At 40.9% G+C, this 14,040-nt stretch carries 10 protein-coding genes; 6 read left to right on the top strand and 4 right to left on the bottom strand.

Annotation, left to right across the window (positions count from 1 at the left end; all coding sequences use genetic code 11):
- Positions 1-159: 159 nt before the first annotated feature.
- From H6G69_RS21075 to H6G69_RS21090, 4 genes are all read right to left on the bottom strand, one after another.
- Positions 160-951 (bottom strand): SDR family oxidoreductase, encoded by a 792-nt coding sequence (locus tag H6G69_RS21075; RefSeq protein WP_190691070.1) that lies wholly within the window; start codon positions 949-951, stop codon positions 160-162.
- A 126-nt stretch (positions 952-1,077) separates the two neighbouring features.
- The gene (gene ccsB / locus H6G69_RS21080) at positions 1,078-2,076 is read right to left on the bottom strand and encodes a c-type cytochrome biogenesis protein CcsB (RefSeq protein ID WP_190691071.1); all 999 of its coding nucleotides are present in this window, start codon (positions 2,074-2,076) and stop codon (positions 1,078-1,080) included.
- Between the two features lie 116 nt (positions 2,077-2,192).
- Complete coding sequence (locus tag H6G69_RS21085; RefSeq protein ID WP_190691072.1) at positions 2,193-3,602, bottom strand: triacylglycerol lipase; 1,410 nt, start codon at positions 3,600-3,602, stop codon at positions 2,193-2,195.
- A 115-nt stretch (positions 3,603-3,717) separates the two neighbouring features.
- Complete coding sequence (locus H6G69_RS21090; protein WP_190691073.1) at positions 3,718-5,718, bottom strand: hypothetical protein; 2,001 nt, start codon at positions 5,716-5,718, stop codon at positions 3,718-3,720.
- Between the two features lie 655 nt (positions 5,719-6,373).
- Between H6G69_RS21090 and H6G69_RS21095 the strand changes: the two genes are divergently transcribed.
- The 6 genes from H6G69_RS21095 (at position 6,374) to H6G69_RS21120 (ending at position 14,034) form a co-directional block, all read left to right on the top strand.
- Positions 6,374-7,789, top strand: coding sequence for an NADH:flavin oxidoreductase (locus tag H6G69_RS21095; protein ID WP_190691074.1), 1,416 nt, complete (start codon positions 6,374-6,376; stop codon positions 7,787-7,789).
- A gap of 102 nt (positions 7,790-7,891) precedes the next feature.
- Entirely contained in the window at positions 7,892-9,364 is a 1,473-nt protein-coding gene (locus tag H6G69_RS21100) for a c-type cytochrome (protein ID WP_190691075.1), read from the top strand.
- Positions 9,365-9,376: 12 nt separating this feature from the next.
- Positions 9,377-9,808 carry a hypothetical protein gene (locus H6G69_RS21105; RefSeq protein WP_190691076.1) on the top strand — a complete coding sequence of 144 codons (432 nt, stop codon included), beginning with the start codon at positions 9,377-9,379 and terminating at the stop codon, positions 9,806-9,808.
- A 26-nt stretch (positions 9,809-9,834) separates the two neighbouring features.
- Entirely contained in the window at positions 9,835-11,268 is a 1,434-nt protein-coding gene (locus H6G69_RS21110; RefSeq protein WP_190691077.1) for a c-type cytochrome, read from the top strand.
- Positions 11,269-11,320: 52 nt separating this feature from the next.
- A complete protein-coding gene (locus H6G69_RS21115) occupies positions 11,321-12,310 on the top strand; it encodes a hypothetical protein (RefSeq protein WP_190691078.1) in 990 nt (329 codons plus the stop codon).
- 83 nt (positions 12,311-12,393) lie between these two features.
- A complete protein-coding gene (locus H6G69_RS21120; protein WP_190691079.1) occupies positions 12,394-14,034 on the top strand; it encodes a lipoxygenase family protein in 1,641 nt (546 codons plus the stop codon).
- The last annotated feature ends 6 nt before the right edge of the window (positions 14,035-14,040 follow it).

Consider the following 14,040-nt stretch of genomic DNA (forward strand, 5'->3'; position numbering starts at 1 on the left):
AAATAAAATATTGATTCTTCGCGCCTTTGCGCGGCAGTCGCTTCAAGTCGGCAGAGCCGCCCAACGCGCTGCCTTGCCTTTGCGCGAAACAAAAAACATCCCACTAATCAGCAATGCCTACTTTTCTTCACATAGTTTGGTTTTATTGCATCGACTTACTTATTTACTTTCTTGCATACTTCTGACAATTTTGGTCACAAGCTTTCTAGGCGTGAATCTGACAGATTCAGTCATGAGTTTATTTTTCAAGCCAGGAACAACTACAGTTTTGTTATCAAATAAAGCGTCGTAACCAATTTTGGCGACAGTTTCGGCATCCATAATTTTTTGACCGCTAACCAGTTTTGAGTCTTCCATTGCGGCGCGTTTTTGGAAGTTTGATTCTGTAGGCCCTGGACACAGTGCGGTTACAGAAACACCTGTACCTTCTAATTCGTTAGCGAGAGCTTCTGACAATGATAAGACATAAGCTTTACTAGCAAAATAAACTGCCATCAACGGGCCAGGTTGAAAGGCTGCGGTGGAAGCCAAGTTTAAGATTTTGCCGTAACCTTGCTTCACCATATCTTTGAGGAACAACTTAGTTAAATGGGTGAGACACACCACATTTACTTGTAGCATTTGCAATTCAGCAGTCAAATCTGTTTCGTTAAATAAACCGTAGCTAGCAAACCCCGCATTGTTGATTAGAATGTCAACTTTTATTGATGCTTGTTGTAACTCGGCAAAAATTTCTTCTGGTGCAGATGGATTAGCTAAATCTTTGGCAATCACTTTAACATCAATACCAAATTTGCTGCTTAATTCCTTCGCAATTTGATTCAGTTTTTGCTCATTTCTCGCTACTAATACTAAATTGTATTTATCTTGAGCAAATAACTTGACAAATTCATAGCCAATCCCGCCAGATGCACCTGTAATTAGTGCAGTTTGTTTGCGATTATTTTGCATGATTTTTTCCTTAAATAACTCTGAAAATTATTGTTTTTTACCTAATTGCCGACGCTAAATAACTAGTTGTTGGTCATTATTTATCAATAATAACTAACAAAATCAAACCCAAAAATGTTTCATTAATTAAAAAAACCATCCATAAGAATGTAGCCCTTTACCTAAGAGATTCACTCCTAAGTAACATACCCAAACCACAGCAAAACCAGTGGCGGCTAAAATGGCGGGACGGCGACCTTGCCAGCTACGAGTAATCCGGGCGTGGAGATAAGCTGCAAAAACTAACCAAGTAATCAATGCCCAAGTTTCTTTTGGGTCCCAACTCCAATAGGAACCCCATGCTTCGTTTGCCCAGACTGCGCCAGCAATAATCCCAATGGTCAGCAGGGGAAAACCTAAACCAATTACACGATAACTAATATTATCAAGGGTTTCTGCTAGGCTCAAACGCTGTGGTGATAAAACTTCAGAATTGCTAATTGTGGAAATTTTAACTGATTCTAAAACTGCGATCGCACTACTTGGTGTAGTTATGAAATTAGCGTTATCTATCGATGGTTCTGGTTGGTTTTTCTGCAAGCGATAACCACCAGTACCAACAGAACTACCGTGTAATTGAATATTTTTACCACGGGTCACAATCAAAAAAGCGATCGCTAATAATGAACCTACCATTAAAGCAGCATAACTCAGCATCATAACGCTAACGTGCATCATCAGCCAATTAGATTTGAGGGCTGGCACTAACGGCTCGGCTTGTTGCATAGTTGAAGGTAAAGTTAAAGCCGCAAAAGCTGTAATTCCCATTGCGACGGGGGCTGTTACCACACCTACCAGACGGCTACCACTTCTATTTTCGGCAATCAAATGAATAGTTGTAATTCCCCAAGTCAAGAAAAATAAGGATTCATAAAGGTTGCTCAGTGGAAAATAACCAGCCTCTAGCCATCGCGCCCCTAATAAAGTGGCAATGCAGAGATTGGCGATCGCCATTCCCGCAGTCCCCAATAATGGTAAATATGGTATACCCTCAAAAGCTGCGCCTAACCAATACAGCAGCATAGTAATCAATAAAACAGCAAAGGCCGCATTATCCAACCAGTTTTGTAACAGAACTAAATTCATCGAATGTGTTACCCAACAACAAATTTGTCTAAATTAGGAGTAGGAGAAATACTTCTGGCATTAAGACTGTCTCCTCCTCCAAGAAAAACTACGCGCTACAAATCATCAATTTCGTATTATTGCCATTGCGAAATTTCTAATTTGACCGATGATGCTGCACCAACCACATCACGGCCTCGTTGCGGTAAAGGAATATCATTACCGACACTTAAACTAGTATTTGGTTCTATTTGTTCTGAACTCCAACTATATTTGGCGGCATATATACCATTGTCTGCTGTCACATCAACGATTAAATAATCAGACCATAATGGTACTTGGTCGATATGGCTATCAAACAACCAATCTCTTTCTTTTTTGGTAAAAGAATGCAGTGCTAAACGAATTGCATATCTACAAGTGTTATCAGCATTGACCGCGTAGCGGGGAATTAAAAAAGCGGTAAATAATGGTACAGGTTGATCGCGGATTAATTCTACGGTGATGGGGCAATAATGGTCAATTGATTGTTCGTGGATGGGAGTAGGTAAACCACGCAAAGCTACCCGCACTTCCATTTGATAAAAAGTATTTTGGCGATCGCTTAGTTCGACATTACTTAAAGATAATTTAACTTTAATATCCCCAAACAAAAATCTTTGTAAATTTTGATAAGCTTCTTCAGAATTGACCATCCCGTAACGTCCGCCATGAGTGCGATGAATATAAGCTCGATGCGCTCCTCTGACGTAGGCTTTATCTTGTTGAACTAAACCATCGCTTTGTGGCCCGACAATTTTTTGGGATAAGCCTGCTCCATTTTCATAGTCACGGGCATTAGTCCCAACAATACAAAAAACTCGGTCTGGCGAAAAAGTCTCATTGAGACTTTGAACATCAAAATTAGGCGGATATGTGGACTGTAACTGGTCTTGAGGAGTGAAATATTCATACATCCTTTGGGGGCCAAAATCATCAGAGTTATTCCATTTCACTGTGTCTCGGATACTTTCAATTAAGCCGCTACCAACTTGGAAATAAATCCCACCATGTGGACTACCATAGGTAAATAATTTATCAATATAATTTTCTGCTTGTTGCTTGTGTTCAGGATAAATTTTTTGAATCAAACTCCGACAAACTAAGCCACCCATTGAGTGAGCAATGAGATAAATTTTGGGCGCACCAGTTTGCTGAATAACTAGATTAATTAAATCTCTTAAACCTTCAGCGATCGCTTCTATTTCTAGTCTGGTTGTAGTTTCCGAACCAAAACTATCAGAAGTAATATCATAAAATCGATAAATCCAGATGGTTTTTAAGTTACTACTCATCTGTTTATTATCAAATACAGGTCGATAACCGTGGTCAGTCATTAAGCGTAATAACGGACTCTCGAAAAAAAACTTTTCTGGTGTGCCTGTTTCTCCAACTCGCACATGAGTAGAACCACTATTAAATCCATAAAATGGATCATTCACAGTTTGTGCTACATCTTGCTCTGAACCTGCATAACCCCGGACATATATAATTGGTAAATATTGCATTTATCGCCTCCTAATTATTATTTTTTTTGATTAACTATTGATTCACAAATTTTTATCGTTCCCAAGTTAACCCTGGGAACGACTCACTCAATACCTAGTGTTCTGATGAATTGTGTTAGAAAGTCTTCACAAATTCAATCAGAGCTTTCTTATCTTCATCAGCTAAATCAGAGCCAAAAGTATGACCTCTGTCTTCAACAAAGTCAGGAGATTTATTAGCTCTTAAAAGTACGCGAGCTAGTTTACCTTTGATGCCACCTCCTGGTCGCAAATCTTGGAAAAGATTCCCCAGATTCAAAGAAGTAATCGCCTCTCGCATGTTGACGTTAGCCAACAAGTCTACAGGCATACCTTTAGGTACAGGAATTCGCAATCTAGGATTGGGATCTCCTGGGGGCAAGTCTAATTTAGTCTTGCGGTCAGTTCTGCTGATAATGCCTTCACGTTTTTCTGGCCAAAGCAGTTTTTCCATAGCATCGTCATAGGCTGCTATCCGTCCTTTCACAGAAGGATCTTCGTTATACAAGCCTAAGGTGTTGTTATGGAGAAGTGGCGCTGTTGCCCAAACACTAATCAAAGAAGGTGTGCGGTAATATCCTAAGCCACCATCGGGTATTTGAAACTCAATAGGTTTAGCTTCGTCAAACGGATTATACAGCGTCAGTTTACCTGGAGAAGGTAGTTCTTTAAAAGTCTTAGAAGAGAACTGCTCCCAAATATGACCTTTAGCTGCGTTAGTGCCTAACGCCCGGGCGGCGTTAGTTCCAATTAATGTGACTGGATAACGCTGGTCATCAGATAAGAAGTTATGGTCGAGGAAGTTACTGCTCAGTACAGATTGTTCGTACCATTTCTTCGCTTGTTCGGGGTCAGCCGCAATCTCCGCAGGTGGCTTCTTGCTGGAGTGACAGCTAGCACAGGTATCAGCAAAAACTAGTTTGCCGCGTTCTAGAAGCTTTTCATCTTTGGTGATGAATTCCTCGCCACCTGGTGCATCTTTGAGGTGCATTGGTTTGATAGTTTTGAGGAATGCTTCAGCATCAGCCATACGAGCTTCTGTTTGTCTCCAACCTTCGCATTCTTTTCTGGCGGTGGCGATATCAAAAGGTTTTTGGGGAGTTCTACCTAACATAGCTTCGTGAAGACTCAGCCAGTAGTCGCCGCACATACCGATGTTGACGTAGACTCGCAAAGAAGCATTAGCAACTCCGGTAGAGTCTGCACCATCTTTGAGAATGCGATGCACGTTTTTGGTGGAACCGTCGTTCATCACCTCTGGGTAGGTGGGGCGATCGCCTAAATTAAAAATGGCGTTGATCGCATTAGGATTATTAATGTGATCGGTCGCAATCCGCGAAGTGTCAGATGTACCCGGTTTTTGTGCATTCAGGACTTGCTTAATAAAGCTATCGTCACTGATTTTGGTAGAAAATAATGCCGCTTCTTTAATGTACTGGTTGCCTAAAGCGGGAACGAGGTTGTCCCATTTCGGGTGTTCTTTATCTTGAGGTGGGTTGAGTGGGTCTAACGCTACGTGACATATAGCACAAGACTGTCCAATCCGATAAGGAGGCTCGATAGCTGCATCCTTAGCATATTGCACAGGTTTCCATTTAGCTGGGTCAAAATCGGGGTTGGGGAATTTACGTAACCCAATCACACCAGTAGATAATGGGTCTTTACACTTATCCAACCACAACCCATACTCGTCTGGTGCAGTTGCTTTTTCACATCCGGGGTCGTTAATTGCCCCGAATTTCTGAAACCGGACATCGTGCAGACGCGAGTCAATCAACTGAAGTAAGTCCACATTGCCGTGGGTGCGCTTGGCAATTTCCCGATAGTATTTATCATTACCACCAGTCCAGAGATACCAAGTACAACGGCCTCTTTTTTCTGCTTCAGTGAGATTCTCCTTCGTATAGGGCGGGAGATAACCGATACCATCGCAGTTATCTGCATAGGATGTATCGTTATACTCATTAGCGATTGGTGCAGGTGTTTCACTATACTCACTAGCTAAAGCTGTTGGTAGTCCATAGCCACCACACCATGTAAATGCGATCGCAGCTAGGAGTACTATACAGCCCTTCCACAGTAGGCGTATTTTCTTCATAAAACTCTCAATGAGTAATACTATTACCCGGTTAGGAGCATGATCAATAACAAAGCTTCACCATCAGTTCCCCATTTTCCTGATTTATTTTTCAGATATTTTGAGTGATTTTTGGTGATTAAATTATGTATCCTGTCCAGGCACAGTCATATACGAAGTTACTACACAATTTTGACAAACGTCACCATCAACTTATTTTATTTGTTACGTTATTTTTTTTAAAATTTGTAAACTTATCCTGCAGTTCCAAAAACTGATTTGTTATCGTGTAACCGAGATTTATGGCTAGATTATTTTTGTAACAAATTGTGATCCCAAGCATAAATTTAAGGTACATTAATTGAATGTAAAAAGCAAAGAGATTTTCATTTTTTCTTAAGATTTTATTGGCTTAGTACGCTGAGTTTACTTTGTTTAAAAGTCTTAAATAAGGCTCAAAGTACTGCGGAGTATAAACTTTAGGCTTGATATTCGGAACGCAAAAAGTAACAAAAAATTAAAGTTTTGCATCTGATCCGAAAATCCTCATCTTGGACTTGTAGGTAGAAAAAATCAACATCCCAGCGAATCTCCTTAAGGTAGTTTTCTGGGTGGTTTCTGCATACATAGCGGCAATTTTCATGCCAGATACTATTGCAAATAGGAAGGAGAGAGTATGGAGAACGATATTATCTTTAAGCCCTTGCAATTTCGCAATCTCACTGTCAAAAATCGAATTTTTCGCTCCAGTATATCAGGTAGGTGGGATAACTACGATGGTTCAGGAACTCAAGCCAGAATTAACTGGGAAGAGAAATTTGCTCGTGGTGGTGTAGGAGCAATTATTACTTCCTTTGTGCCAGTGGCAATTCGGGGCAGAATTATGCCCAACTACGCCACAATCCACTCTGATGACCGAATTCCTTTTTGGCGCAAAGTTGGTGAAAAAGTCCATGAGTATGACTGTAAATTAATTTTGCAACTTAGCCATTCTGGTCGTCAGCAAGACATTGGTGGTGTAGAAAACGATGGTTTAAAAGCATTAAGTTCTACTAGCAATACTGAATCTTTTCACGGCTTGCGCTGTCAAGCCATGACCTTGACAGAGATTAAAGAAACTATCCAAATGTTTGCGGATGGTGCGAGAAGAGCGCGGTTGGCTGGTTTAGATGGTGTAGAACTGCACAGTGCTAACGGCTATTTATTTAATCAGTTTCTCAGTTCTGGCATTAACAATCGCCAAGACGAATACGGTGGTTCATTAGAAAATCGGGCGCGGTTTTTACTAGATGTCATTCGCGCCATTCGTCAAGAAGTCGGCCCCGACTTTCATCTGCAATTTAAAATCAGTGCTATTGATTACAACGATGCAGTAATTCCTTGGGAAAAACGCGGAAACTCCTTAGAAGAATCGGTACAAATTTGTCAATGGGCTGAAGCCGCCGGAGCCGATGCAGTTCACGTTTCTGTCGGGAGTTTATTCCCCCATCCCCTCAACCCCATTGGCGATTTTAACTTTGATGTCATTACTAAAACCTATGACACAATGCTTTCCAGTGGCATTTACACCACCCGTAACTACATTCTTTTCCGCTACAAACTCTTAAATCCCATTTTCAAATTCCTGTGGAATCGGGTGAAAAAACAACTTCCCGCACCAGCATTTACAGGCGATCATGTCGCAGATGAAGAAATGCGAAAGCTGCTGGCGGAAAATCAAGGCAGAAACTTACTTTCATCCCAGGCCATTAAACAAGCCGTAAATATTCCCGTGTTGTGTACTGGTGGTTTTCAACAAGGTTCCTTTATTCGCAAAGCGATTGAAGATGGCTATTGTGATGGTGTCACCATTGCGCGGCAATTAATTGCTAACAACGATTTACCAAAACAATTACAACAAGGCAAAGACTTGCCCGATAAACCTTGTACTTACTGTAATAAATGCTTGCTGAACGTCATTGAAAATCCCTTGGGTTGTTATGAACAAAGCCGCTTTGATAACTATGAAGCCATGATGGCAGAAGTTATGTCAGTTTATCACGGTGATGAAGCGGCAAAACATAACGTAGAAGTTCCAGCATTGCCCGTCTAAGTTGTCATTAGTTATTAGTCATTAGTCGTTGGGATTTAACCAAAGGCTAATGACTATTGACCATTGGCAATTGACTATTGAATATTGACCAAGGAGTTTGTCATGGCTCAAACAAGCCCGACATTAGTTTCTAGCGTAGTCAAAGGAACTAATCAAGTTTTGAAGCGAATTTTGCTGGCAATTGTCGGAGTTGTCGCAGTAGTTTTGTTTTTAATTTGGCCGAATATCTCTAATTCTCCAGTGGATTATGCTGATATCCAAGACCATTTTAAATATGGTTCTATTGGTAGCGAACCAGTCAACGGCGTGCCTTATTGGATATGGAAAATTCTGCCAGAATTATTTCCTGAAAAATTGCCCGATCAAGGATATACTTCCTTAGGATTTATTCAAGAACCTGGTAAAGATTTACCGATTGGATTTTCCAATCGCAAGGTTTTTATTAATCGGGTCGGGTTAAATTGTGCAGTGTGTCACACAGGCACACTACGCGATACGCCAAATAGCGATCGCCAAGTAATTACTGCTATGCCTGCTAATGTGGTAAATTTGCAGGGATATATTAAATTCTTGTCAGAAGTGGCTGTAGACCCACGATTTACAGCTAACCGGATGATGCCCGAAATTGAAAAAGTTAGTGGTGGTCTCAACCCAATTGAAAAGTTAGTTTATCGCTTTATTGCCATTCCCCAAACTAGAGACGCACTGATTAATCAAAGAGGCAGACTTTCGTTTATTTATAACCAACCAGATTGGGGCCCTGGCAGAGTCGATACATTCAATCCTTATAAAGCAATTCAATTCCATTTTCCCATGGATAAATTGCGTTCAGATGAATTAATTGGGACATCAGATTTTCCCTCTGTGTGGAATCAAAAGCCGCGCGAAGGCTTGCAATTACACTGGGATGGTAATAATAAATCTGTTGATGAACGGAATAAGAGTGCCGCTTTAGGTGCAGGAGTTACACCGACAACAATTGACTTAAAGAGAATTCAACGAGTAGCTGATTGGTTGTGGGAATTACCACCACCAAAATATCCCTACGAAGTGAATGCAACTTTAGCTGCAACCGGCGAAAAGCTATTTGCTAGTAATTGCGCTAGCTGTCATGCCTTTGGCGGCGAATATACAGGTAAAGTTGTGCCGATTCAAGAAATTGGCACAGACCCCAGTCGGCTCAATTCTTTTACCTACGAAACCCTCTCTAACCAAAATACTTTGTATGCTGGTTATCCGTGGCGATTTAATCATTTTCGCAAAACCAATGGCTACGCCAATGCACCTTTAGATGGTATTTGGTTACGTGGCCCTTATTTACATAATGGCTCAGTTCCCACATTACGAGACTTGCTAGAAAACCCTGAAAATCGCCCCAAAGAATTTTATCGGGGTTACGACGTGATTGATCGAGAAAAAGTTGGGTTTGTGTCAACTGTTGCCCAAGAAAATGGTCAGAAATATTTTAAATTCGACACAACCAAGCCTGGAAACAGCAACAGCGGCCATGTATATGGAACTGAACTCTCACCATCTGATAAAGATGCTTTAGTTGAGTACATGAAGCAACTGTAATTAGGAGAAAATATGAATTCCTACGCAAAATGGTTTAGTCGGTTTACATGGCTGGGCATTATCGTCAATATGCTATTTGTCATTCTTTCCTGCTTCTTTCCCGAGTTCATGTTATCGTTTCTGAAAATGCACCAACCAGACCCAATTATTTGGGTAAGAACGGCAGGAATGTTGTTATTTATTATTAGTGCATTTTATGTGCCTGGTGCTATTGACCCCAATAGATATAGAGCCACAGCTTGGATATCCATATTTCCCTCGAGAGCCTTTGGTTCAACATTTTTTATCTGTGCCGTTTTCTTTTTTGGGCAAGATAAAGGATTTTTATCGATTGCCTTTGTCGATTTATTTTTTGGCGTAGTTGAAGCAATTTTCTTAACTTTAGCGACACGGGCTGAAAATGCCAATGCGATCGCCCAAGCACCAGTCAAACAATTCTCCTAATTTCTACTCAGGAGCAATGTAATGTTATGAAAATATTCAAAGAGAAATTAGGCAGAATTCTCGCCAGCATTGCTTTAGTTGTTGTCTTGTTAGGCGGCGTAGTTGGTTATACCGCATGGTATCATCTGTTTCGGGAAGTTCCGATTACCTACGCATCCCCAGAAGAACACTTTAAATATGGTTCCATTGGGACAGAACCCTCCCAAGGTGTACCCTATTGGATTTGGTTAGTTTTACCGCGAATTTTTGCCGACAAACTACCCCATCCTGGGGGCTATACTGCTTTAGGAATTACCTGGGAAGAAGGCAAAGAAACACCAGTGGGTTTTACCAAAAAAACCATTGGTTTTCCCAGGGTGGGAATAACTTGCGCCGTCTGTCATACCGCCACTTATAGAACCAGTCCCCTAGAAAAACCCCACATCTTTCCGGCTGGCCCTTCCAGCAAATTTGATTTGCAAGGATACATTCGCTTTTTGGGTGCAACCGCCAAAGACCCCAGATTTAACGCCGACTCTATCCTCGATGAAATCAAATATAACCATGAATTTTCGTGGATAGAAAACTTACTCTATCGCTTTTTGATTATTCCCCAAACCAAAAAAGCCCTACTCAAACAAGATGCAGACTTCGCTTGGATGAATTCTCGTCCGAATTGGGGGCCTGGTCGGATTGATCCGTTTAATCCAGTGAAATTCAATACCTTACAGCTACCCCAAGACGACACCATCGGTAATTCCGATATGATGCCGATTTGGAATCAGAAACTGCATCAAAATTTTGCCCTGCATTGGGATGGTTTAGAAACTTCCCTCAAAGAAACTGTGCAAACAGGGGCAATTGGTGACGGTGCAACCAAAGATTCCTTACCTGTGGCTGATTTGCAGCGAGTCGAAGACTATATCACCGAACTCTCACCGCCTAAATATCCCTTTACAGTGGATGAGAAATTAGCGGCTAAAGGTAGTCAAATTTTTGCGAGTAATTGTGCATCTTGTCACGCCTTTGGTGGCGAAAGAACTGGAACAGTCATCCCTGTAGATGAAGTAGGAACAGACCGCCATCGCCTGGATATGTGGACACAACAAGCAGCCGAAACCTATAACCACTTTGGTGATGGCTATCCTTGGGACTTTAGCCAATTACGCAAAACCGATGGCTATGTTTCTGTATCGTTGGATGGATTATGGATTAGAGCGCCATATCTGCACAACGGTTCTGTACCATCGTTGCAAGACTTGTTAGCCAAACCAGAGAATCGTCCCAAGACCTTTTATCGGGGTTACGATGTCTACGATTCGCAAAAAGTTGGCTTTGTTTCCGAAGGCGAAGAAGCTAAACGTGTAGGTTTTAAATACGATACAAGCGTTGCTGCCAACTCCAATCAGGGACATACTTACGGTACTGATTTAGCTAGTGACGATAAACAAGCACTAATTGAGTACTTGAAAACTCTGTGAATCCCAGCAGCATCGTAGTTTAGTTCAAAACTTGCAAAAAAGAGGTGTTGTAATGGCTACAGACTACGTTTTGTTTGTACATGGTGTGACTATTCGCAACCCAAACTACGCTGATGAATTGTTTCAACGTCTAGAAAAAAGTGCTAAGGATCGCCACTTCCAAAAAATCGCTTTTTATTGGGGTGATTTGAATCAGGAACCAGAAAATCGGCTTCTAAAACACCTGAAAAGTTCCCCTGCTTGGAATCAGATGTGGTTCCGCGATGTTCGAGAACAGCAAATTCTACCATTTACGGGAGATGCGGCCCTTTATATCAGCCGTTATGTTGGTGCAGAAGTTGTTTTCAAACTCAAAAAAGCGACGGAAGAATTACATCACGCCCAAAGCGACGATTGTCTGCACATAGTAACCCATAGCTGGGGAACGGTCATTTTATTTGACATTTTATTTGCTAGTCGTTGGGAAGATCAAGATGCGCCTGGCCATAAGGAAGTGATGGCTATCCGTGATGCCATTTTTGGTGTAGATGGAGAAAAGCGCGATCGTTCTGAGGGGATTAAAATTGCTAGTCTTCACACAATGGGTTCGCCTGTCGCTATCTTTAGTTTGACTGATGTTAAATCAGATCAAGATGAAACTCAAACTACGCCCAAACTTCAGTCGTTAAGTCAAAATCAAACTGTTTCCAGTAGCCATGACATTACACCCAAGCTGCAAACATTATTAAAGTCTTTGCAAGAAGCAGCACCCCTCAACCGAAAACTAACTTGGTGGAACTATATTCATCCGGCTGATCCTATTGCTTACCCATTGCAAACACTAATGACAGATTTAGTAGATGGTTATGAGGATATCTTAGATATTCAAGATATTCTTACCCAAAATACAGGATGGCTAGGAGGGTTAGAAAATCTCATTGCTAACTCTCCGTTAGCCCAAACTCAATTACCCTTGTTGCTATCTCTGCTACCCAATAATCCACATGGTAGTTACTGGCATAACGATACTGTAATTAAAAAAATCATTCAAAGATTTACATAAATGCAAAGATAGGTGCATTTTCATAATTTTCCTCAGAAATTTCTGAGGAATTATCAGTTTTTATTTACCGCTCCAACACCATCATGAAACCATATTTACCCCAGGTAGATCCTAATCCCAGTCTTCGGAAAGATGAGCTAGTAAAAAACCAATCAGATTATAAATTTAATCATGATTATCTAGCTCCCATCCCAGTTATTGATAAAGTCCCCCACCAAGAAATTTTCTCTGCTGAATATACAGCTAAACGCCTCGCTAGTATGGCGAATTTAGCACCCAATATGCTAGCAGCCAAAGCCAGAAATTTTCTTGACCCCCTCGATGAATTAGAAGAATACGAAGAACTATTAACATTACTGCCGAAACCAGCAGTCATCAAAAACTACAAAACAGATTCATGTTTTGCCGAACAACGATTATCTGGTGCTAACCCATTAGCAATTCGGCGAATTGATACCTTACCAGAAAATCTAGGCATCACCAATGCTCATTTTCAAAAATCTGTCGGTACAGAAAGCAATTTAGAAGCCGCTCTCAAAGAGGGTAAACTATATTTATTAGATTATCCCACACTGTTTGATATTCAAGGTGGCACTTTCCAAAATGTGAGAAAGTATTTACCTAAACCTCAAGCTTTATTTTACTGGCATAGTAACGGCGCACCCAACGGTGGCTCACTACTTCCTATCGCCATCAAATTAAATAATGATGCTGGTACAGACGGATTGATTTACACTCCCGATGACCCTTATCTTGATTGGTTCTTGGCAAAAACTAGTGTGCAAATTGCTGATGGTAATCATCAAGAATTGGGTAGTCACTTTTCATATACTCATGCAGTGATGGCTCCTTTTTGTATTGCCACTGCACGCCAATTAGCTACGAATCATCCCATCGCTTTATTACTCAAACCGCACTTCCGGTTTATGTTATTTGATAACGACTTGGGACGCACTCACTTTTTACAACCAGGCGGCCCAGTGGATGAATTCATGGCGGGTAGTTTGGAAGAATCTTTAACTTTTGTAGTCAAAACTTATCAAGAGTGGAGTGTTGATAAGTTTGTCTTCCCCACACTCATGAAGAGTCAAAATATGGATGACCCAGAAATATTACCGCACTTTCCTTTTAGGGATGATGGTATGTTAATTTGGGATGCCATTAAAAAGTTTGTCACCGACTATTTGCAACTTTATTACAAAACTCCGCAAGACTTAAGCGAAGATTATGAATTGCAAAATTGGGTCAGAGAATTAATTGCTCAAGATGGTGGCCGAGTTAAGGGAGTCCCCGAAAAAATTGCAACTATTGACCAATTAATTCAAATTATTACGGTAGTAGTTTTTACTTGCGCTCCGTTTCATTCGGCCTTGAATTTTTCTCAGTACGAATATATGGCTTTCGTACCCAATATGCCCTATGCAGCTTATCAGCCAACTCCAGCAACTAAGGGTATAGATATGCCAACTCTGATGAATATCTTGCCACCATTTAAACAAGCGGCTGACCAAGTAATGTGGACACATATTTTAACATCATACCATTATGATAAATTGGGTTATTATGATGAAGAATTTGCTGATCCCTTGGCGCAAGAAATGTTAGTGCAGTTCCAACAGAATTTGCATGACATAGAACGTCAAATAGACATTAGAAATCAAACTCGTCCTATCCCTTATAACTATCTCAAGCCTTCTCAAATTATTAACAGTATCAATACTTGATGGGAT

The organism is Nostoc sp. FACHB-110, from assembly GCF_014697425.1.
Taxonomy (GTDB): domain Bacteria; phylum Cyanobacteriota; class Cyanobacteriia; order Cyanobacteriales; family Nostocaceae; genus Nostoc_B.